The organism is Burkholderia sp. Bp8992 (genome assembly GCF_003853705.1).
GTDB lineage: Bacteria > Pseudomonadota > Gammaproteobacteria > Burkholderiales > Burkholderiaceae > Burkholderia.
This window is the reverse complement of record NZ_QTQI01000044.1, coordinates 23,218-43,804: the sequence shown is the minus strand read 5'-3', so window position 1 is coordinate 43,804 and position 20,587 is coordinate 23,218. Positions and strand designations below refer to the sequence as shown.

At 68.8% G+C, this 20,587-nt stretch carries 19 protein-coding genes; 5 read left to right on the top strand and 14 right to left on the bottom strand.

Annotated features, from left to right (window positions below; genetic code table 11):
- The 10 genes from DIE03_RS36255 to hutH all read right to left on the bottom strand — a co-directional run.
- Positions 1–368: aminotransferase class III-fold pyridoxal phosphate-dependent enzyme (locus tag DIE03_RS36255; RefSeq protein WP_124456893.1), on the bottom strand; the 368-nt coding region annotated here is incomplete at its 3' end.
- A 28-nt stretch (positions 369–396) separates the two neighbouring features.
- Positions 397–1,734 carry a glutamine synthetase family protein gene (locus DIE03_RS36250; protein WP_124456892.1) on the bottom strand — a complete coding sequence of 446 codons (1,338 nt, stop codon included), beginning with the start codon at positions 1,732–1,734 and terminating at the stop codon, positions 397–399.
- A 12-nt stretch (positions 1,735–1,746) separates the two neighbouring features.
- On the bottom strand, positions 1,747–2,553 hold the full coding sequence (locus DIE03_RS36245; RefSeq protein ID WP_124456891.1) for a gamma-glutamyl-gamma-aminobutyrate hydrolase family protein: 807 nt from the start codon (positions 2,551–2,553) through the stop codon (positions 1,747–1,749).
- A gap of 749 nt (positions 2,554–3,302) precedes the next feature.
- On the bottom strand, positions 3,303–4,100 hold the full coding sequence (gene hutG, locus DIE03_RS36235) for an N-formylglutamate deformylase (RefSeq protein ID WP_124456889.1): 798 nt from the start codon (positions 4,098–4,100) through the stop codon (positions 3,303–3,305).
- A 59-nt stretch (positions 4,101–4,159) separates the two neighbouring features.
- Positions 4,160–5,536 carry a formimidoylglutamate deiminase gene (locus DIE03_RS36230; RefSeq protein ID WP_124456888.1) on the bottom strand — a complete coding sequence of 459 codons (1,377 nt, stop codon included), beginning with the start codon at positions 5,534–5,536 and terminating at the stop codon, positions 4,160–4,162.
- Positions 5,537–5,593: 57 nt separating this feature from the next.
- Positions 5,594–6,817, bottom strand: coding sequence for an imidazolonepropionase (hutI, locus tag DIE03_RS36225; protein ID WP_124456887.1), 1,224 nt, complete (start codon positions 6,815–6,817; stop codon positions 5,594–5,596).
- Between the two features lie 3 nt (positions 6,818–6,820).
- Positions 6,821–7,432 (bottom strand): HutD family protein, encoded by a 612-nt coding sequence (locus DIE03_RS36220; RefSeq protein ID WP_124456886.1) that lies wholly within the window; start codon positions 7,430–7,432, stop codon positions 6,821–6,823.
- 2 nt (positions 7,433–7,434) lie between these two features.
- Positions 7,435–9,123, bottom strand: coding sequence for a urocanate hydratase (hutU, locus tag DIE03_RS36215; RefSeq protein WP_124456885.1), 1,689 nt, complete (start codon positions 9,121–9,123; stop codon positions 7,435–7,437).
- Between the two features lie 39 nt (positions 9,124–9,162).
- Positions 9,163–9,858, bottom strand: coding sequence for a histidine utilization repressor (hutC, locus tag DIE03_RS36210; RefSeq protein WP_039369341.1), 696 nt, complete (start codon positions 9,856–9,858; stop codon positions 9,163–9,165).
- Between the two features lie 4 nt (positions 9,859–9,862).
- Positions 9,863–11,386, bottom strand: a complete 1,524-nt coding sequence (gene hutH, locus DIE03_RS36205; protein WP_124456884.1) for a histidine ammonia-lyase — start codon at positions 11,384–11,386, stop codon at positions 9,863–9,865.
- A gap of 223 nt (positions 11,387–11,609) precedes the next feature.
- Here hutH and DIE03_RS36200 point away from each other — a divergent pair, with 223 nt between their 5' ends.
- Positions 11,610–12,530, top strand: coding sequence for a glutamate/aspartate ABC transporter substrate-binding protein (locus DIE03_RS36200; protein WP_124456883.1), 921 nt, complete (start codon positions 11,610–11,612; stop codon positions 12,528–12,530).
- 21 nt (positions 12,531–12,551) lie between these two features.
- On the opposite strand, the gene DIE03_RS36195 is transcribed toward DIE03_RS36200, so the two are convergent.
- Positions 12,552–13,307 (bottom strand): 4'-phosphopantetheinyl transferase superfamily protein, encoded by a 756-nt coding sequence (locus DIE03_RS36195; RefSeq protein ID WP_124456882.1) that lies wholly within the window; start codon positions 13,305–13,307, stop codon positions 12,552–12,554.
- Positions 13,308–13,471: 164 nt separating this feature from the next.
- A complete protein-coding gene (locus DIE03_RS36190) occupies positions 13,472–14,512 on the bottom strand; it encodes an alpha/beta fold hydrolase (RefSeq protein ID WP_124456881.1) in 1,041 nt (346 codons plus the stop codon).
- A gap of 251 nt (positions 14,513–14,763) precedes the next feature.
- Between DIE03_RS36190 and DIE03_RS36185 the strand changes: the two genes are divergently transcribed.
- The 3 genes from DIE03_RS36185 (at position 14,764) to DIE03_RS38930 (ending at position 17,228) form a co-directional block, all read left to right on the top strand.
- Entirely contained in the window at positions 14,764–15,708 is a 945-nt protein-coding gene (locus DIE03_RS36185) for a LysR substrate-binding domain-containing protein (protein WP_124456880.1), read from the top strand.
- A gap of 174 nt (positions 15,709–15,882) precedes the next feature.
- Complete coding sequence (locus tag DIE03_RS36180) at positions 15,883–17,115, top strand: MFS transporter (RefSeq protein ID WP_124456879.1); 1,233 nt, start codon at positions 15,883–15,885, stop codon at positions 17,113–17,115.
- A complete protein-coding gene (locus tag DIE03_RS38930; protein ID WP_260435003.1) occupies positions 17,106–17,228 on the top strand; it encodes a hypothetical protein in 123 nt (40 codons plus the stop codon). The genes DIE03_RS36180 and DIE03_RS38930 overlap by 10 nt, the downstream gene beginning before the upstream one ends.
- A 30-nt stretch (positions 17,229–17,258) precedes the next feature.
- Here the strand turns inward: DIE03_RS38930 and DIE03_RS36175 are convergent, their stop codons facing one another.
- Positions 17,259–18,737: a deoxyribodipyrimidine photo-lyase gene (locus tag DIE03_RS36175; protein ID WP_124456878.1), complete on the bottom strand. Its 1,479-nt coding sequence runs from the start codon at positions 18,735–18,737 to the stop codon at positions 17,259–17,261.
- 75 nt (positions 18,738–18,812) lie between these two features.
- Between DIE03_RS36175 and DIE03_RS36170 the strand changes: the two genes are divergently transcribed.
- Complete coding sequence (locus DIE03_RS36170; RefSeq protein WP_124456877.1) at positions 18,813–19,022, top strand: hypothetical protein; 210 nt, start codon at positions 18,813–18,815, stop codon at positions 19,020–19,022.
- 21 nt (positions 19,023–19,043) lie between these two features.
- Here DIE03_RS36170 and DIE03_RS36165 read toward each other — a convergent pair whose 3' ends face one another.
- Complete coding sequence (locus DIE03_RS36165; RefSeq protein ID WP_124456876.1) at positions 19,044–20,024, bottom strand: acetyltransferase; 981 nt, start codon at positions 20,022–20,024, stop codon at positions 19,044–19,046.
- Between the last annotated feature and the right edge of the window lie 563 nt (positions 20,025–20,587).

Sequence of the window (20,587 nt, the reverse complement as noted above, 5' to 3'; positions counted from 1 at the left end):
CAATAGAAGAAGTGGTTGAAGCCGGCCGGCGTCACTTCCGCGAGCATCGCGGAAAGCTCGATCACCGGCGGGTGCGTGGTCTTGAAGAACGTGTTGTAGAACGGCAGTTCCTGCAGCTGGCGATACGCGGCGTCGGCGAGCTCCTTGCGGCCGTAGCCGACGTTCACACACCACAGGCCGGCCATCCCGTCGATCACCTTGTTGCCGTCCGAGTCCCACAGGTAGACGCCGTCGGCCTTGACGATCACGCGGCTGCCGGCGCGGTTCAGCGCGCCCATGTCCGAGAACGGGTGGATGTGGTGCGCGGCGTCGAGCGCGCGAAAATCGGCAGTCGAGTGCTGCGAAAAGGCTTCGTTTCGATCGGTCATGTTTTCTCCGTCAAACAGCGCCACACGCTCACACGTGCAGCAGCAGATGCCTGCGTTCCCACGAGCTGATCACACGGAAGAACGCTTCGTATTCGGTTTCCTTCAACGCCAGGTACGCCTTCACGAACTTGTCGCCGAGAATGCCGGCAAGCGGCTCGCATGCGGCCATCAGCGAGATGCCCTCCTCGAGGTTGCGCGGCAGCTGGTAAGGCAGGTCGTAACCGTCCGAGGCGATCGGCTCGGTCGGCGCGAGCTGTTGCGACATGCCGAGATAGCCGGCGGCGAGCGTCGCCGCGAACGCGAGATACGGATTGCAGTCGACGCCCGGAATCCGGTTCTCGATGCGGCGCGCGACGGGGCTCGACTGCGGGATGCGGAAGCCGACCGTGCGGTTGTCGTAGCCCCATTGCACATTGATCGGCGCGGCCATGAAGCGCGACAGGCGGCGGTACGAATTGATGTACGGCGCGAAGATCGGCATCAGCGCCGGCGTGTACTTCTGCAGCCCCGCCAGATAGCTGTGGAACAGCGGTGACACGGCGCCGTTTTCGTCGGCGAACAAGTTGCGCCCGGTACGCATATCCGCGAGGCTCTGATGGATGTGCATCGCGGAACCCGGCTCGTTTTCCATCGGCTTGGCCATGAACGTCGCATACATGTTGTGGCGCAACGCGGCCTCGCGCACCGTGCGCTTGAACAGGAACACCTGGTCGGCCAGCGGCAGCGCGTCGCCGTGCACGAAGTTGATCTCCATCTGCGCGGCGCCAACCTCATGGATCAGCGTCTCGATATCGAGGCCCTGCATTTCGCAGTACTCGTAGATGTCCTCGAACAGCGGATCGAACTCGTTGACGGCCTCGATCGAATACGACTGGCGGCCCGTTTCCGCGCGCCCCGTGCGGCCGACGGGCGGCCGCAGCGGCAGATCGGGATCGGCGTTCATGTCGACCAGATAGAACTCGAGTTCGGGCGCGACGACCGGCTTCCAGCCCTTCGCCTCGTACAGGTCGAGCACGCGGCGCAACACGTAGCGCGGCGAGATCTCGACCGGCGAGCCGTCGAAATGCACGCAGTCGTGGATCACCTGCGCGGTCGGATCGACGGCCCACGGAATGAGGCAGATCGTCGACGGATCGGGCACGCACACCATGTCGGGATCGGTCACGCCGGTCAGCGTGCCGTCCTCCGGATAATCGCCGGTGACGGTCTGCACCATCACGGCCTGCGGCAGCCGCATCGATTCGCCGGACTCGAATTTGTTGCGCGGAATGATCTTGCCGCGCGCGATGCCGGCCATGTCGGGAATGATCGCCTCGACCTCGGTGATGCGGTGCTGACGCAGGAATTCGCTCAGTTCGGGTTGCATGATCGGCCTCGTTCAGTCGACGTCGGATGCAGCCGGCGACGGCATCGTGCCGGCGGCCGCATGAAGGCGTTGCGCCATGCGCGCGCGGCACGCCGCGCCGAATGCCGCAAAAATGTCGCGCGACAGCGGCTGTTCCGCGTAGCGCCATTCGGGATGCCACTGCACGCCGAGTGCGAATGCGCGCGCGCCGCGCACGCTGACGGCTTCGACCAGCCCGTCGGGCGCGCTCGCTTCGACGTCGAGCCCCGCGCCGAGACGCGCGATGCCCTGGTCGTGCAGCGAATTGACCGTCGCCTCCTGCGCGCCGCGCGCGACCCTTTGCAGCAGGCCTCCCGGCGCGAGTCGCACGACATGCGCGGGGCCGTACTGCCGTTCGAGCGGATCGGCCGGTCGTTCGCGATGGTCGTCGAAGCCGTTCGTCGCGTGCAGCCGCTGATGCAGCGTGCCGCCGTACGCGACGTTAAGCTCCTGCATGCCGCGGCAGATCGCGAGCACGGGCACGCCCGCGTCGATCGCCGCGCGGATCAGCGGCAGCGCGGTCGCGTCGCGCGCGGGGTCGTGCAATGTATCGGGCGCACTCGCGGCCCCGCCGTAATGATGCGGTTCGACGTTCGAATAGCTGCCGGTCAACAGCAGACCGTCGACTGCCGCGACGATCGCGTCGGCCGGCTGCCGCGCGCCGAGCGCGGGCAGCACGAACGCCAGCGCGCCGGCGCCGTCGACGAGCGCGGCGAGGTACTTCTCGCCCGCCGTGTGATTCGGATGCGCACCGCGCAGGATGCGGTCGGCGGTGACGGCTACGATCGGGCGCGCACGCATGAGCGTCTCTCCTTCTCCGGTAATCGCGCACACCACACGTGCGCACGGGACGATGCAGGCCTGCAGTCGCGCCGCACGCGCGCGCGATCACACAGCGCATGCACATGCGCGATCCTGCCGCGCGGACGATGCGGCAAGCGGCGGTGCGGCCCGGGACGAAAGCGGAAAACGGCGCTAGGGCAACAAGGATGCGCTGCCGTCGCACTGCACCGCGCTGAATACATGCGCGGTCACGACGTTGAAGCGGCGCAGGCCGCGATGGGAAAGGGCGAAGAAACGAGGCTCGCGTAAAGGGGCGGCACGCGTGCCGCAATCAGCATGCCGGTTCGGCCCGGCCTGAGGCGGCGCGCCCGCCGACGGACTTCGCGTCCGGCGTATCGAAGGGCTGGCGGCTTTCACGATCGTACTCGACTGACTGAAGGAGGCAGGACACGCGTCGCGATCAAGCGCATGCGGCAAAGCCGCGCGGCGACACGTCGGCAAGGTGTCACGCAGCGGTTTCGGCGCGGTAGGGCCAGCGTCGAGGCCCCCGCCGCCGGTGCGCGCGTGACGACTTCCTGACATTCAGCTTATATCACCTAAAAATTGCGTCAAATTTTCAGGTGCCGATGACGACATCGATCAGACAAAAAAACGGCATCGGTCTCCGCGATCGATGCCGTGTTGTGCATTGCGTCGACGCGCATGCTGCACGCCGACGGGCCGCGCCGCCCTGCTCCGCCGCGCTGCCGCATGCGTGCGGTCCGCGCTCAGCGATGCGCGAGCGCGGTTTCGACGAGCGTCTGCAGCAGCGGCGCAATTCGCGCTGCACGCGCTTCGTCGTACGCGTACGGACGCGTCTCTTCCATGTAGGTGATCTGCGACAGCTCGAGCTGCACGGCCTCGACACCGGTATCGGGCACGCCGTAGTGGCGCGTGATGTAGCCGCCCTTGAAGCGCCCGTTCGCAACGGCCGTATAGCCGCCGTGCGCGAGCACGCGCGCGGCCAGTGCCTCCGCGAGACCGGGCGCGGCACTCGCGCCGCTCGACGTGCCGAAGTTGAAATCCGGCAGGCGGCCGTCGAAGAAGCGCGGCACGTGCGAGCGGATCGAATGCGCTTCCCACACGAGCACGCGGCCGTGTTCGCGCTTCAGGCGCGCGATCTCGCCCTGCAGCGCGTCGTGATACGGCAGCCAGTAGCGGTCGCGGCGACGCATGATCTCGTCGTTGCCGGGCAGCGCGTTCGCCGGATAGAGCGGCGCCTTGTCGAACGTATCGACCGGCACGAGCCCTGTCGTGTCTTGCCCCGGATACAGGTTCTCGTTGTCGGGCGGACGGTTCAGGTCGACGACGTACCGTGCGTGCGACGGCACGAGGATCGATGCGCCGAGATCGGCCGCGAAGCCGTACAGCCGCTCGAGATGCCAGTCGCAATCGTCAACGAAGCGTGCATCGGGCGTCATCGTCGCGGCGATGTCGTCGGGGATGTGCGTGCCTGCGTGCGGAATCGAGATCAGCAGCGGCAGCGTGCCCTGCTTCAGCGTGAATACAGCCGGTTGTTCAGTCATGTCGCATCACCGTAAGAGTCTGCCGGCGCACGCATGCGGCGTGCGCCGGTTGCCGCGCGTCAGCGCAGCAGTTGCGCCAGCGCGGCGCGGTAGTCCGCATACGCAGCGGCTTCGTCGCGATGGCGGCGGCCGCTCACGACGCGCTCGCCGCCCGTGTAGACGTCGAGCACGGGCGTCTCGCCATGCTCGGCGAACACGATACCCGACAGCCACGACGTGCTGCCGTGTTCGGCGATCGCCGGATGATCGGGATCGAGCACGAGCCAGTCGGCACGGCAGCCTTCGCGCAGCGCACCGACGCGCCGCCCGCTCGCCTGGGCACCGCCCGCGAGCGATGCGCCGAACAGGCGATCGGCGACATGGGCCTGCGACTCGCTCGCCAGCACGTTGCGCGCACGGTGCACGAGCCGCTGCCCGTATTCGAGCAGGCGCAGTTCCGAGCGCCAGTCGACCGATGCGTGGCTGTCCGAGCCGACGCCGATCACGCCGCCTTGCGCGAGATAGTCGACGGCCGGGAACACGCCGTCGCCGAGGTTCGCCTCGGTCGTCAGGCACAGCCCGGCAACCGCGCGACGCTTAGCGAGCGCGGCCGTTTCGGCCGCATCGACGTGCGTTGCGTGCACGAGGCACCAGCGCGCATCGACGTCGAAGCGATCGAGCAGCCACTGGACGGGACGCGCGCCGTATACGCGCACGCAGTCGTCGACCTCGGCCGTCTGCTCGGCGATGTGGATGTGAACGGGCGCGTCGTCGGGCAGCCCGTCGATCAACGTGCGCAGCCCGTTCTCCGACACCGCGCGCAGCGAGTGCGGCGCAACGCCGTAGCGCAGGCCGCCGTGCTCGGGCGCCGCGCGACGCATCGCGTCGAGCAGTTCGAGCAGGCCGTCGGGCGTGTTGATGAAGCGGCGCTGGTCGTCGCGCGGCGGCTTGTTGCCGAAGCCGGCGAACTGGTAGGACACCGGCAGCATCGTGATGCCGATGCCGGCCGAGCGCGCGGCATCGACCACGCGCGTGCCGAGCTCCGCGAGCTGCGGGTAGCGCGAGCCGTCCTGTGCATGATGCACGTAGTGGAATTCGCACACCGACGTATAGCCGCACTTGAGCATCTCGACATACAGCCAGCGCGCGATCGCCGCGAGCGCGTCGGGCGTGATCTTCAGCGCGAAGCGGTACATCAGGTCGCGCCAGCTCCAGAAGCTGTCGGCGGGATTCGCGCGGTATTCTGTGAGCCCCGCCATCGCGCGCTGGAATGCGTGCGAATGCAGGTTCGGCATGCCGGGCAGCACCGGCCCGGCCGCACGCGCGACGCCTGCCGGTGCGTCGCTATCGGGCGTCACGCCGGTCAGCGTGCCGGCCGCGTCCCAGCGCAGCAGCACGTTGCGGCGCCAGCCATCGGGCAGGTACGCATGGTCCGCGAACAACAGGGTGTCGGTCATTCTGATTCCTTGTCGAGCGGCCGGGTCACGCGCCAACGTGCCCGGCCAACTGCAAAACTATCCGTTCATCCGGCGAAACACGGTCGAGCCGCCGCGCACGACCTGCTCGCACAGCGGCCGGCCGATCCAGTACGCGAGCTCCGACAGCGAGCCCACCGACCATGCGGCGAAGTCGGCCTGGCGGCCGACCTCGAGCGCGCCGTGGCGATCCGCGCGGCCGAGCGCCGCGGCGGCATGGCGCGTGACGCCCTGCAGCACTTCGGGCACCGTCATGCGGAACAGCGTGCAGCCCATGTTCAACGTCAGCAGCAGCGATTCGAGCGGCGACGTGCCGGGGTTGTGATCGGTCGCGAGCGCGATCGGCACGCCGTGCTTGCGCAGCAGCTCGATCGGCGGCAGTTGCGTTTCGCGGATGAAGTAGTACGCGCCGGGCAGCAGCACGGCGACCGTGCCGGCCGCCTTCATCGCCTCGATGCCGGCTTCGTCGAGAAACTCGAGGTGGTCGGCGGACAGCGCGCGGTAGCGCGCGGCAAGCGCCGTGCCGCCCGCGTTCGACAGTTGCTCCGCATGCAGCTTCACGGGCAACCCGCGGCGCATCGCGGCCTCGAACACGCGTTCGGTCTGCGCGAGCGAGAAGCCGATGCGTTCGCAGAACACGTCGACCGCGTCGACGAGGCCCTCGTCGGCCAGTGCCGGCAGCATCCGGTCGCACACTTCGTCGATGTACGCGTCCGCGCGGCCCGCATATTCGGGCGGCAGCGCATGCGCGCCGAGGAAGGTCGTGTAGACCGTGACGGGGAAGCGCTCGCCGAGCTGGCGCGCGACGCGCAGCATCTTGCGTTCGCTCGCGAGGTCGAGCCCGTAGCCCGACTTGATCTCGATCGCGGTCACGCCTTCGGTGAGCAGCGGCTGCAGGCGTGCGGCGGCCTGCACGAACAGCGTCGTCTCGTCGGCCGCGCGCGTCGCGCGCACCGTCGACACGATCCCGCCGCCCTGCCGCGCGATCTCCTCGTAGCTGACGCCCGCGAGGCGCTGCGCGAATTCGTCGGCACGCGTGCCGCCGTACACGAGGTGCGTATGACAATCGACGAGGCCCGGCGTCACCCACGCGCCGTGCAGGTCCTCGCGCCGCCAGTGCGCATAACCGTGCGGCAGCGCGGACAACGCGCCGAGCCAGACGATCGTGCCGGTTTCGTCGACGGCGATCGCCGCGTCGTCGATCGTCTCGTCGGGATGGCCGTGCGGACACAGCCTCAGGTGATGCCAGACAGTCGGTTTCATGCGTTAGTCTCGTGCGCCGATGGCGAGCAATACGGCGAGCAGCGCGCCGCTACCGCTCACGACGACGTCAAACGCACGCTGCGGCCCGTCGAGCCGCAGCGTGTCCATTTCTTCCAGTGCGTAGTGCGTGCCGTCGATCTCGACACCGACGGCGCCGGTCGCGCAAAACAGCAGCACGGTATCGGCGTGCGCAACACGGTGCACGCCTGCGCGCCACACGTCGAGCGTGCCGCGCGCGGCGGAGCGACGCGTCATCAGGTTGAAGTCGCGTGTCGCGCCGTCATGCAGCGTCGCGTCGATCGCCGCTTCCCCGGCGAAATCCGCACGGGCCAGCGGCGCGTCGAGTACGTGCTCCGCACCGCCCGCTTCGGCGAGCGTCATGCCCGCGCCGGACAGCAGCACGAGCGTGCGGTCGACGCCGTCGAAACGCGAGAACGGCCCGGCCGTGCCGACGTCCGCGACGCTCACGCGCCACGCGAACGTATCGAGTGCCGCGCCCGGAGGGAACGCACCGATCTCGCGCGTCACGCCGCCGCCGTTCTTCCACGGCGACGCGACGAGATCCGCTGCGCGAATCATCGTCGCGTTCACCGGTGCCTGGTCGAGCGCCGTCATGCTCAGCGGCCGAGCATCGGCAGCTTCAGGCCGGCTTCGCGGGCCGTCTGCTGCGCGAGTTCGTAGCCGGCATCCGCATGGCGCATCACGCCCGTGGCCGGGTCGTTCAGCAGCACGCGACCGAGACGCTCGTGCGCTTCAGCCGTACCGTCGGCGACGATCACGACGCCCGAGTGCTGCGAGAAGCCCATGCCGACGCCGCCGCCATGGTGCAGCGACACCCACGATGCGCCGCCTGCCGTGTTCAGCAGTGCGTTCAGCAGCGGCCAGTCGCTGACCGCGTCCGAACCGTCCTTCATCGATTCCGTCTCGCGGTTCGGGCTCGCGACCGAACCCGTGTCGAGGTGGTCGCGGCCGATCACGATCGGCGCCTTCAGTTCGCCATTCTTGACCATCTCGTTGAACGCCTGGCCGAGGCGATAGCGATCCTTCACGCCGACCCAGCAGATCCGTGCCGGCAGGCCCTGGAACGCGATGCGCTCACGTGCCATGTCGAGCCAGTTGTGCAGGTGCGGATCGTCGGGGATCAGTTCCTTCACCTTCTGGTCGGTCTTGTAGATGTCTTCCGGATCGCCGGACAGCGCAACCCAACGGAACGGGCCCTTGCCTTCGCAGAACAGCGGACGGATGTACGCCGGCACGAAGCCCGGGAAGTCGAACGCGTTCTCGACGCCCATTTCCAGCGCCATCTGGCGGATGTTGTTGCCGTAGTCGAGCGTCGCCGCGCCGCGTTCCTGCAGCGCCAGCATCGCGCGCACCTGGACGGCCATCGACTGCTTCGCGACCTTCACGATGCTCTGCGGATCGACCTTCTGCGCTTCGCGCCATTGCGCGACGGTCCAGCCTTGCGGCAGGTAGCCGTTGATCGGGTCGTGCGCGCTCGTCTGGTCGGTCACGCAGTCCGGCGTGATGCCGCGCTCGACGAGTTCCGCGAACACGTCGGCTGCGTTGCCGAGCAGGCCGATCGACACGGGCTTGCCCGCGCGCTTCGCTTCGTCGATCATGCCGAGCGCTTCGTCGAGCGTCGTCGCCTTCTTGTCGACGTAACGCGTCTTCAGGCGGAAGTCGATGCGCGTCTCGTCGCATTCGACCGCGATCATCGAGAAGCCGGCCATCGTCGCGGCCAGCGGCTGCGCGCCGCCCATGCCGCCGAGGCCGCCCGTCAGGATCCAGCGGCCCGACGGGTCGCCGTTGAAGTGCTGGTTCGCGACCGAGAAGAACGTTTCATAGGTACCCTGAACGATGCCCTGGCTGCCGATGTAGATCCAGCTGCCGGCCGTCATCTGGCCGTACATCATCAGGCCCTTGCGGTCGAGCTCGTGGAAGTGGTCCCAGTTCGCCCAGTGCGGCACGAGGTTCGAGTTCGCCAGCAGCACGCGCGGCGCGTCCTTGTGCGTACGGAACACGCCGACCGGCTTGCCCGATTGAATCAGCAGCGTTTCGTTTTCCTCGAGATCCTTCAGCGACGCGAGGATCTGGTCGTAGCATTCCCAGTTGCGCGCTGCACGGCCGATGCCGCCGTACACGACGAGCGCATGCGGATGCTCGGCGACTTCCGGGTCGAGGTTGTTCTGGATCATCCGGTAGGCCGCTTCGGCCAGCCAGGTCTTGCAGGTCTTCTCGCTGCCGCGCGGCGCGCGGATCGTGCGCGTCGGATCGAGACGGGGATCGATGTGTTTCGGATGGTTCATGACGACTGCTCCCGAAGGAAAATGACTATCAAATAGGAATCAGAAATGCCCGGTGAAGCGATAACGGCTGCCGGGATGCCACAGATTCGCCACCGAGGCGACGACGCCCTGCGACCAGGTGCGCCGATGTAAAACCAGACACGGCTCGACGTCGTCCATCCGCAGCTGCTCGCGCCGCTCCGGCGCCGGGGCCGCCGCTTCGATCCGGTACTCGACGCGCTGCAGCGGGGCCGCGCGCATCAGGTACAGGTTCGGCGTCGTGTTCGTGAAATCCTGCTCGGCGTAATCCGGCGCGACTGCCGGATTCACCCATCGTTCTTCGAGCTGCACGGGCTCGTCGTTCTCGAAATGCAGCACCTGCGAATGAAACAGCTTCGTGCGCACGGCTACCTGCATCTCGTCGGCGAGCGCCTCGTCGGCGCGGATCGTGTCGAGACCGAGCACGCTGGCGTGATACGCATGCCCGCGTGCGCCGACTTCCTCCGAGATGCTGCGGATCGCCACCAGCGTCGACTCGTACTTCGGCCGCGCGACGTAGGTGCCCGCGCCCTTCATGCGCGTGAGCACCTGCTCGGCCGTCAACTCGCGCAGCGCGCGGTTGACGGTCATGCGCGCCACCTTGAATTCGCGCGCCAGCTCGTTCTCGGACGGCACCTGGTCGCCCTCCTCCCACTCACCGGCGTGGATGCGGGCCAGGATGAAATCCTTGATCTCCTGGTAGACCGGCGCGCTCATCGGCTTACTGTTCCGATGCGAACGAGAACGGTGCGACCTTCGCGAACGCACGCTCGCCGACGAGCTTCGCGATCACCGCGATGTCCGGCGCGAAGTAGTGGTCGAGTTCGTAGTGAGCAACCTTGCTGCGGATCGTTTCCATCACCGGCGCCAGCTTCGGGCTCGTGTGGTACGGCGCACGCAGGTCGACGCCTTGTGCGGCCGCCAGCAGTTCGATCGCGAGGATGTGCTTCGTGTTGTCCGCGATGTCGGCGAGCTTGCGCGCGGCGAACGTCGCCATCGACACGTGGTCTTCCTGGTTCGCCGAGGTCGGCAGCGAGTCGACCGACGCCGGGTGCGCGAGCGTCTTGTTTTCCGATGCGAGTGCGGCCGCCGTCACGTGCGCGATCATGAAGCCCGAGTTCACGCCGCCGTCCTTCACGAGGAACGGGGGCAGGCCCGACAGCGTCGCGTCGATCAGCAGTGCGATGCGGCGTTCGGCCAGCGCGCCGATTTCCGATGCGGCGAGCGCGAGGTTGTCGGCCGCGAACGCGACGGGCTCGGCGTGGAAGTTGCCGCCCGACAGCACTTCGCCGGTATCCGGGAAGATCAGCGGGTTGTCCGACACGGCGTTCGCCTCGACCAGCAGCACGTCGGCTGCATGGCGCATCTGGTCCAGGCACGCGCCCATCACCTGCGGCTGGCAGCGCAGGCTGTACGGATCCTGCACCTTGTCGCAGTCGCGGTGCGACTGGTTGATCGGCGAGCCTTCGAGCAGGTCGCGATACGACGCCGCTGCGTCGATCTGGCCCTGGTGGCCGCGCAGCTCATGGATACGGGCGTCGAACGGCTTCACCGAACCGGCTGCCGCGTCGACCGACAGCGCGCCGGCGACGAGCGCCGTGCGGTACAGGTCTTCGATCGCGAACATGTTGTCGAGCGCCAGCGCGGTCGATGCCTGCGTGCCGTTCAGCAGCGCGAGGCCTTCCTTCGCCTGCAGCGTCAGCGGCGCGAGGCCCGCGACGCGCAGACCGTCGAGCGCGCTCGCACGCTCGCCGCGGATGAACACTTCGCCGACGCCGAGCAGCACGGCCGACATGTGCGCGAGCGGCGCGAGGTCGCCCGATGCGCCGACCGAGCCCTTCACCGGGATCAGCGGCAGCACGTCCGCGTTGAACAGCGTGATCAGCGCGTCCATCACTTCGCGACGGATGCCCGAGTGGCCGCGGCCAAGGCTCGACAGCTTCAGCGCCATCAGCAGGCGCACCGACGAACGGGCCATCGGCTCGCCGACGCCGACCGCGTGCGACAGAACCAGGTTCTTCTGCAGCAGCTCGAGCTGGTCGTGCGGGATGTGCGTGCTGGCCAGGCGGCCGAAGCCCGTGTTGATGCCGTAGGCCGGCTCGCCCTTCGCGGCGATGTCGGCGACGGCCTTCGCGCCGGCGTCGATCTTCGCGAAGCTGGCCGGGTCGAGCTTCAGTTGCACCGATTCGCGTGCGATCTGGCGCAGTTGCGGGAGGGTCAGGTGGCCGGGGGTCAACGTAATCATGTGAGCAATCCTGTCTAGACAAGTTCGGAATGGATTGAAGTGTAGCCATCGGAACTTGTCTAGACAACCCGTTTTTCATAATTCCGACTCGGGAGTTTCCCTGATGTCCGGCGCGGCCCGTCGGATCAGACTGACAAGCGTCGCAATTAACATATGTTGCAATTATTTTGTCTTTGGCAACATACGAATCAACACTTCCACGATCCGCCCACGGAGATCTGCCATGACCATCCCGCCCCGGTTGAACACCCTCCTCGGTCGCAGCCTGCTCGTCGCCGTGTGCGCGCTTGCGTGCGGCGCATCGCTAGCCGCGGAACCGCTGTCCGGCACCCTCGAGAAGGTGCGGCAAAGCGGCCTGATCTCGATCGGCCATCGCGAGACGTCGGTGCCGTTCTCCTATGTCGACGCAAGCGGCAAGGTGATCGGCTTCTCGCAGGACCTGTGCGACCGCGTGATCGCCGCGGTGAAGGCGCGCACCGGCAAGCCCGACCTGCAGGTGCGCTTCATTCCGGTCACGTCGCAGAACCGCATTCCGCTCGTGCAGAACGGCACCGTCGATCTCGAATGCGGCGTGACGACCAACCTCGCCGCGCGCCATGCGCAGGTCGCGTTCTCGACCACGTTCTTCGTCGCGACCACGCGGCTGCTCACGCGCACGACGTCGGGCATCCGCGACTTCCCCGACCTTGCCGGCAAGACGGTCGTGACGAACCAGGGCACGACGTCCGAACGCCTGCTGCGCAAGATGAACGAGGAAAAGAAGATGAACATGCAGATCATCAGCGCGAAGGACTACGGCGAAGGACGCCTCACGCTCGAATCGGGCCGCGCGGCCGCGTACATGATGGACGACGTGCTGCTCGCGGGCGTGCGCCAGCTCGCCGCGAAACCGGCCGACTGGCAGATCGTCGGCACACCGCAGTCGTCGGAAGCCTACGGGTTCATGCTGCGCAAGGACGATCCGCAGTTCAAGGCGCTCGTCGACGGCGTGCTCGTGCAGCTGATGAAAAGCGGCGAGATCAACGCGCTGTACGACAAATGGTTCATGAAGCCGGTGCCGCCGAAGGGGCTCGCGTTCGATTTTCCGATGAGCGACGTGATCAAGGCGCGCTATGCGGCGCCGAACGATGCACCGCTCGAGTGACTGTCGCGCGCCGACGTCCGCTCACGCGCGCGTCCACGCGACGCACGCCGCATAGCCGGGCGCCGCGTCGAGCCACGCCGCGTCGAACGCCGCGACGCCGGCTGCAGGCGCGGCCCGCTCGACGATCGTCGTCGCAGGCGTCGCGGCATCGTGCGGCGGCACGACCGCGAACGCGCGCAGCCCGCCGACGATGCCCGTGCCGAGCGCCTTGAGCAGCGCCTCCTTCGCGGACCACACGCGCATGAACGCGTCGGCACGCGCGGCGAGCGGCAGGCCGTCGAGATACACGACCTCGGCGGCCGCGCACACTTCGCGCGTCAGCGCACGCCAGTCGGTCGTGCGGTTGCAGCTTTCGATATCGACGCCGACGCGCCCCGTTGCTGCCCACGCGATGAGCGCGTGATCGCCCGCGTGCGACACGTTGAAATCGAGCGACGCGCGATGCGCGGGCTCCAGCGACGGCCGTCCCGATTCGTCGACGACGATCGCAATGTCCGTCGGCGCGATCCCGAGCGCCGCGCCGAGCACGTCGCGTAACGCGGCACGCGTCGCGGCGCTGCGCACCGCATCCTCGTGCCGCAGGTAGCGCCCGGCACGCGCGCGCTCCGCGTCGCTCAGTGCCGCGTAGGCGGGCGATCCGAGCGGCACGTGCCAGTCGAAATCGACGCGCGCGACCTGCACGCCGGCACGCGACGCGGCCGGCGGCACATCGAGCAGATGCACGCGCCACGCGCGGGACAGGTCGTCGGAAATCTCGGAATCAGGCGGAACAGGCATCGGCACGCGGCAGCCAGGCGAACGAAACGTTCAATGTTAATCGATCACGCGGGACGGAGGCCGACGCATCGCGACCGCGATCGTCGGCAGCGGCAGCGGGCAGCAACGGCAGCCGGTGCGAGCGCCTCATCGACACGACGGCCGGGCTGCGCACGCGTGCGCGCTCACCCGTGCGCGACGGCGCCCGGCACGCCGCTTCCCGCCAGCCGCGCACGCTGCGCCGGGTGGCGCGCATGGACGCGGCCCGGCGCATCGGCCGGCAGCGCGCCGTGTTGCAGCCAGTACAGCGCGACGGGCCACAGTGCGTCGGTAAAGCGGCTGTGAAAGAACGCGAAGTGACCGATCGCGTCGACGCCGATGTCGCGCGGCGCGATCCGCAGGTGTGTGACGTCGCTGCCCGTGTAGTAGCCGACCAGCCGTTCGATCGCGTCGACCGTGCCGAACCCGTCGTCGTCGAGGCCGATCGCGAGCATCGGCGCCGGCAGCCGCGCGAAGCGGGCCGGCAGCGCGGCGCGGCTCGCTGCGGTTTCGGCGAGCAGGCCGTGCGTGTAGGCGTCCTCGAAGCGCGGTTGCGAGCGCACCCACGACAGCGCGACGCCGCGCGGCGTATCTTCCATCCAGCCGAACCGCTTCGCGGGCACGTAGCCGAACACGGCCGCGAGCGCCGGCATCGCGACGTGCCATTTCCACCACATGCGCCGCCGCTCTTCCGGCCGATAGTCGCGCCAGTACGCATACTGCGCGCCCACCGTCACCACGTGACGCACGTACGCATTCGACGCCGCGAGCCCGAGCACGCAGCCGCCGATGCTGTGCGCGACGACGTCGAGCGGCTGGCCCGGAAATGCGTCGCGCGCGTACTGCAATGCGGCCTCGCAATCGAGCCGCCCCCAGTCGAGCCAGTTCGCGCGCAGCTTCGCGAGCTGCGCCGGGCGCGAACCGCCGATGCCGCGATAGTCGTACACGAGCACGTCGCGCCCCTGCGCGAACAGCCAAGCCGCGAAACGGAAGTAGTAGTCGCAGCGCACCGACGTCGCGCAATTGACGACCGTCACGGGCCGCACGGCGCCGCCGCCGCGATGGCGCCACACATGGCCCTGCAATTCATAACCGTCGGCCGCGCGCAGCGTCACGGGCTCGGGTGGTAATGCCCCCGCCGCGCGACCGCGCTGCGCTGCCCCGCTTCCTTCGCTCGAAATCGTCATCCTGTCTCCTGTCGATCAGAGTTAGCGCTTTAGCGCTTACTCGGACCCCATGCTTCGCGGTCGGTCCTCAGTTAGCGCTTCAGCGCTTACTCGGACCCCATGCTTCGCGGTCGGTCCTCAGTTGGCGCTTCAGCGCCTACTCGGCCCCCACGCCTCGCGATCGCCCCACACCCACCGTCAAGCCTCCATTGAACTTGACGCGTGCCGCGTTCTCAACCAATCTTGCTGCTCCGTTCGCATGAGTCATGCGCATGTCAACGCCCCTCGTCCGTCTTCCGTCGCTCGATCTCGTCCGCGGTTTCGTCGCGGTTGGCCGCCGCATGAGCATCACGCTCGCCGCGCAGGACCTGTGTGTCACACAGTCGGCGGTCAGCCGCCAGATCCACGCGCTCGAGGCGCATCTCGGCGTCGCGTTGCTGCAGCGCGGCTACCGGAAGATCGCGTTCACGCCGGAAGGCGAGCGGCTGTTCCGCGTCGCGGACGCCGCATTGCACAGCCTGCAGGACACCGTCGCGTCGCTCGCCGCCGCGCGCGAGCGCCAGCCCGTCACGATCACGGCCAGCATCGGCGTCACCGCGCTGTGGCTGTTGCCGCGGCTCGGGCGGTTGCAGGCGCGCCTGCCCGCGGTCGACCTGCGCGTCGCCGCGAACGACAAGGTACTCGATTTGCGCGCCGAAGGCATCGACCTCGGCATCCGCTATTGTCCGCGCGATCGTGCGCCGGCCGGCGCGCTGCGCCTGTTCGACGAGATCGTCGTCCCGGTCGCGCATCCCGCGCTCGCCGCGCGGCCGGTCACCAGTGCGGCCGCGATCGCCGATCACGTGCTGCTCGAATTCGACGGGCCGCCGCAACCGCAGCTGCAATGGCACGCGCACCTGCATGCGGCCGGGCTCGGCGACGCGCGCCCGAAAGGCGTGCTGCGCTTCAACCAGTACGACCAGGTGATCCAGGCCGCGATCGCGGGCCAGGGCGTCGCGCTCGGCCGGCTCGCGCTCGTCGCGCCGATGCTCGCGGACGGGCGGCTGGCGGTGCTCGGCCCGCACACGCAGGCGCTGTCGGATACGTACGGCTACTGGCTGTTCCAGCACGATCCGGCCCCGCGCCGCGAAGTCGCCGACGTGCGCGACTGGATGCTCGCCGAAGCAGCCGAATGCGATGCGGCCATGCGCGCGCACGACACGACATCGGCGGCGTAAACCGGCGCAGGCTATCCGGTCACGCCTCGGCCGCGGGCAGTGCCTGCCGCTTCCATCGCATTCCCCACACGCATGCCAACCTGACCGAATGATCGCTTGAGCGATGGCGGCCCCGATCGTCTAATCGGATCGAGCGTGGCCGGTTTCGCCGCGCGCCCTCATCCGGAGGCACGCATGACCCCGATCGAACAGGAAGTCCGACGTCGCTGGCTGCCCGTGCTGGCCGGCGGCCTGATCATGGGCGTCGCGCTCGGCATCCGCCACGTGCAGGGCCTTTTCCTCGCGCCCGTCTCGCTCGACCACGGCTGGTCGCGCGAAGCGTTCGGGCTCGCACTCGCGCTGCAGAACCTGATCTGGGGCGTCGCGCAGCCGTTCACGGGGATGATCGCCGACCGCTTCGGCTCGGCGCGCGTGATCGTCGTCGGGATGCTGCTGTATGCGGCCGGGCTCGTCACGATGGCGCACGCGGCCACGACCGGCCTGTTCACCGTCGGCGCCGGGCTCGTGATCGGCATCGCGCTGTCGGGCTCGGCGTTCGCGTCGATCTACGGCGCGCTGAGCCGCCTGTTTCCGCTCGACCGGCGCGGCTGGGCGCTCGGCGTCGCGGGCGCGATCGGCGGGCTCGGCCAGTTCTGCATGGTGCCCGTCGCGCAGGAACTGATCGGCGGCATCGGCTGGCGGCACGCGTTCATCGCGCTGGCGCTCGTCGCGGCGCTGCTCGCGCCGCTCGCCGTGCTGCTGCGCGACCGCCCCGCGCAAGCGGCCGGCGCCGCGGCCGGCCCCGACCAGTCGATCGGCGAAGCCGTGCGCGAGGCGTTCGCGCATCGCGGCTTCTGGCTGCTGAACGCGGGCTTCTTCGCGTGCGGCTTCCAGCTCGCGTTCATCGCGACCCACCTGCCCGCGTACCTGCTCGACCACGGGCTGCCCGCGCGCCACGCGAGCGTCGCGCTCGCGCTGATCGCGCTGACCAACGTGGCCGGCACCTATGCATGCGGCCATCTCGGCGGGCTGCTGCGGCGCAAGTACGTGCTGTCGGTGCTGTACCTCGTGCGTGCGCTCGCTATGGCGGCGTTCGTCGCTGCGCCGCTGTCGCCCGCGAGCGTGTATGTCTTCGCGGCCGTGATGGGGTTCACGTGGCTCGGCACGGTGCCGCTGACGAACGGCGTGATCTCGCAGGTGTTCGGCGTGCGCTACATCGCGACGCTGTTCGGCTTCGTGTTCTTCGGGCACCAGCTCGGCAGCTTCTTCGGTGTCTGGCTCGGGGCGCTCGTGTACGACGCGACGCACTCGTACATGCCGCTGTGGATCGGCTCGATCGCGCTCGGCGTGCTCGCCGCGCTGCTGCACCTGCCGATCGACGACGCGCGCGTCGCGCGGCCCGCGCCGGGCAACGCGGCATGGGCCTGATCCGCGCGGCGCTGGCCGCCGGCACGCTCGCGTTCGTCATGTGGTGCGGCGCGGCCTACTTCGATTCGGGCATCGCGTACGCGCTGCTCGAACATGCCGCGTTCTGCAACTGACGCGGCGCTCCGTGCCGCGCAGGCACGCGCTCAGTGCCGCTTCGGCAACGCGGCCAGCGCATCGAGCGCGCGGGCACGTGCGGCCGCATGCTCGACGAGCGGTTCCGGGTAGTCGACGCCGAGCCGCACGCCGGCAGCCTCGAGCGCCAGCGGCGACGCTTCCCACGGCGCGTGGATCGACGCGTCGTCGAGGCCGGCGAGCTCAGGCACCCAGCGCCGCACGTATGCGCCGTCCGGGTCGAACTTCTGCCCCTGCGCAACCGGATTGAAGATGCGGAAGTACGGCGCGGCATCGGCGCCGCAGCCGGCCACCCACTGCCAGCTCGCCGCGTTGTTCGCCGGGTCCGCATCGACCAGCGTGTCCCGGAACCACGCTTCGCCCGCGCGCCAGTCGATCAGCAGGTGCTTGATCAGGAACGACGCGACGACCATCCGCACGCGGTTGTGCATCCAGCCGGTCGTCCACAGCTCGCGCAGGCCCGCATCGACGAGCGGATAGCCGGTCTGCCCGCGCTGCCATGCACGCAACGCGGCGGGATCGTCGCGCCACGGCATCGCGTCGAACTGCGCGCGGAAGTTGTCGGTCGCGAGCGTCGGGAAGTGATACAGCAGCGTGTAGCTGAATTCGCGCCAGCCGAGCTCGCTCAGGAATTTGTCGGCGTCCGCGGCGTACGCCGCACCGCCGGCGTGCGCGGCGCCCTGCACCGCGTGCCATACCTGTCGCGGCGACACGTTGCCGAAGCGCAGGAACGGCGACAAGCGGCTCGTCGCGGGAAGATCCGGACGGTCGCGCGCGTCCGCATAACCGGCGAGCGAGTTCGTCAAGAATGCGTCGAGCCGGGCGTGCGCGCCGGCTTCGTCCGGTGCGGGCCACGCTTCGCGCAGGCCGCCGGCCCAGTCCGGCGCATGCGGCAGCAGCGCGAGCGCGTCGAGCGCCAGCGCGCGGTCGCGCACGGTTTTGGGCCACGGCTGAAACGCGATCCGATCGGGTTCCGGCAGCGGTGCGGCGACCGTGCGATCGCGGCGCGCCGCCCGCCAGTACGCGGTGAACACCTGGTACGGACCGCCGCTGCCCGTCAGCACCTCCCACGGCTCGTTCAGCAGGCTGCCGTTACTGCTCTCGACCGTGACGCCGCCCGCCTTGAGCGACGCCTTCAGCGCTGCGTCGGCGTCACGCTCCGGCCGTCCGTAGCGGCGGTTCCAGTACACGGCTTGCGCGCCCGTGTCGTACACGACACGCTCGATCTCGCGCCGTGCGTCGCCGCGCAGCAGCAACAGGCGTCCGCCGTGGCGCGCGAGCGCGGCATCGAGCCCGGCCAGCGACCCGTGCAGCCACCAGCGTGCCGCGCCGCCGAGCGGGCGCCCTGCGCCGTCGCCGGTGTCATCGACGAATACGCAGACGAGCGGCCGGCCCGACTCGACCGCGCGGGTCAGCGCGGGCTGGTCGGTCACGCGCAGATCGTCGCGGAACCAGACGATCGCGGGAGCAACGGACGACTTGGCGGGCACGGGCACCTCGATGACATCAGCGAAAAGAGACGCGTATTGTCGCGGCTGCGCTGCGCGGTGTCGACGCCGGCCGTCATGGCCGCACGATCCGCGCGCGACCTCGCGATCCGTGTCAATCCGATGGAAGTCGCCCCGCAGAACGTCGGCGCGCAAGGAATATTGCCCGGGCTGTGGTACGTCGGCCGGTTCGTGCACACCGTGCACGGCTGGCGCAACGCCGAACGCATCGAAGCACGCCGCGGCGGCCCGGCGGGCCGACCGTGCACCGCCGGTGCGACCGGCTGATCCGGTCGACGATGCGTCGCGTCAATCGAGCCGGAACGCGGCCTCGAAGCGCTCGGCGAATGCGTCGAACTCGGCCTCCGGCAGATGGTTGATGCCGCCTGCGCGCTTGCGCCCGCCGCCCGTCGCGAAACCGCGGCAGAACTCGTCCGCACCGAGCGGCCGGCCGTCGGGCACGCGCACGCTGACGACGAGCCCGCCGCCGGCACGCGGCGACAGCACCGCGAGCGCCGCATCCGGCGCATTGCGCATCCGCTCGTTCGCCAGCATGCCGGTCGCGCGCCGCGCCCACGGATGATCGGGCATCCGGACCAGCGTCGCCCCCGGCACCTCGCGCAGCGGTGCAAGTGCGCACGCACGCGCCATGTCGTCGCGGTAGCCGTCGCGCAGCGCGGCGAACACGGCCGTCTCGCGCACGAAATCGAGCGGATCGACGCACGGCAGCATCGCATCGGCGAGCACCGCCGGATCGAAGTGCAGATCGCCGACGCACTCGCCGTACGCGTTGTAGTTCAGATAGCGCCCGAATTCGGCGAGCACGCAGCGCTCGGCTTCGTCGATCCCGTGCTCGCGCGCCAGTGCGTCGCCGAGCGCCGGCAGTTCGTCGCCATAGGCTGCGACGATCGCCCAGCGCACGTACCGGCCGCCGAGATAGCGGTTCACGATCGCGCTCGTGCAGACGTCGGCCGCCGTGTCGATATGCGCGTCGAAGCGCGGATGGTCGGGCAGATCGCCCGCGAAGTGATGGTCGAAGTAACGCACTGTCGCGCCGTCGCGCAGCAGCCGCACGCACGCGTCGCGGTTCTGGTCGTGCGACACGTCGAGCGCGGTGACGATGTCGCCCGACCGTGCGTCGATCCGCTCGAGCAGCCTGATGTCGCGCTTCACGCCGGTGATGAGCGTGCCGTGCACGCGTTCGGCGAGCCGCAGTTGCTGAAGCGCGCACAGGCCGTCCGCGTCGCCGTTGAACGCGAAGACGTGCCGCGCGTGCTGATTGTCCCGCATGATCCGTTGCTCCATCGTCAAGCCATGAAATCGCCGCCGTTCGCGCGAGCGGCATGCACGCCGAGTTCGCGCGCCCGGTATTTTGCCGCAACCGCGAGCGCCCTTCGATACAGCGTAGCCGCGCTCCCCTGCAAACGGCTTGCGGGTCCGTTGCATGTCGATCGTCACGATCGCGCCGCGCAGTTGCCGTTGCATGTGCGGCACGACTTCCTGCATGAGCGCCATCGTGCGAAACACGCAGGTATCGCGCACTGCCCCGTCGAGGTCGGTTTTCTCCACCGGCTCCGGAAACGCGCCGTACTCGAATGCGCCGCCTCGACCGCGAGTTTCACGCCGAGCCTGGCCCACTCCCGGACTGTGGTCGACACGACACGATGTCGTTTCATGTCATACGTCATCAGACATGAAACCGCACCTTCTCCATCGCGCGAATTCTCCAAATTTAAGCAAAATTTCGGGTAAACCCGCGACGCCATCCCGAACACACCGGCGTACCATGTTATACGACGACATACTACATAGAGCGCCACCCGGATGCGGATGCGGCCCGCCGCCCCGTCCGC

Excerpts from the sequence above, each read along its gene's own strand:
- DIE03_RS36180 (WP_124456879.1), top strand. The coding sequence starts at position 15,883 with ATGACCCCGATCGAACAGGAAGTCCGACGTCGCTGGCTGCCCGTGCTG.
- DIE03_RS36220 (WP_124456886.1), bottom strand. The coding sequence starts at position 7,432 with ATGACGGCGCTCGACCAGGCACCGGTGAACGCGACGATGATTCGCGCA.
- DIE03_RS36245 (WP_124456891.1), bottom strand. The coding sequence starts at position 2,553 with ATGCGTGCGCGCCCGATCGTAGCCGTCACCGCCGACCGCATCCTGCGC.
- hutU (WP_124456885.1), bottom strand. The coding sequence starts at position 9,123 with ATGAACCATCCGAAACACATCGATCCCCGTCTCGATCCGACGCGCACG.
- DIE03_RS36230 (WP_124456888.1), bottom strand. The coding sequence starts at position 5,536 with ATGACCGACACCCTGTTGTTCGCGGACCATGCGTACCTGCCCGATGGC.
- hutC (WP_039369341.1), bottom strand. The coding sequence starts at position 9,858 with ATGAGCGCGCCGGTCTACCAGGAGATCAAGGATTTCATCCTGGCCCGC.
- DIE03_RS36195 (WP_124456882.1), bottom strand. The coding sequence starts at position 13,307 with ATGCCTGTTCCGCCTGATTCCGAGATTTCCGACGACCTGTCCCGCGCG.
- hutG (WP_124456889.1), bottom strand. The coding sequence starts at position 4,100 with ATGACTGAACAACCGGCTGTATTCACGCTGAAGCAGGGCACGCTGCCG.
- DIE03_RS36250 (WP_124456892.1), bottom strand. The coding sequence starts at position 1,734 with ATGCAACCCGAACTGAGCGAATTCCTGCGTCAGCACCGCATCACCGAG.
- DIE03_RS36185 (WP_124456880.1), top strand. The coding sequence starts at position 14,764 with ATGTCAACGCCCCTCGTCCGTCTTCCGTCGCTCGATCTCGTCCGCGGT.
- DIE03_RS38930 (WP_260435003.1), top strand. The coding sequence starts at position 17,106 with ATGGGCCTGATCCGCGCGGCGCTGGCCGCCGGCACGCTCGCGTTCGTC.
- DIE03_RS36190 (WP_124456881.1), bottom strand. The coding sequence starts at position 14,512 with ATGACGATTTCGAGCGAAGGAAGCGGGGCAGCGCAGCGCGGTCGCGCG.
- hutH (WP_124456884.1), bottom strand. The coding sequence starts at position 11,386 with ATGATTACGTTGACCCCCGGCCACCTGACCCTCCCGCAACTGCGCCAG.
- DIE03_RS36200 (WP_124456883.1), top strand. The coding sequence starts at position 11,610 with ATGACCATCCCGCCCCGGTTGAACACCCTCCTCGGTCGCAGCCTGCTC.
- hutI (WP_124456887.1), bottom strand. The coding sequence starts at position 6,817 with ATGAAACCGACTGTCTGGCATCACCTGAGGCTGTGTCCGCACGGCCAT.
- DIE03_RS36165 (WP_124456876.1), bottom strand. The coding sequence starts at position 20,024 with ATGCGGGACAATCAGCACGCGCGGCACGTCTTCGCGTTCAACGGCGAC.
- DIE03_RS36170 (WP_124456877.1), top strand. The coding sequence starts at position 18,813 with ATGGCCGCACGATCCGCGCGCGACCTCGCGATCCGTGTCAATCCGATG.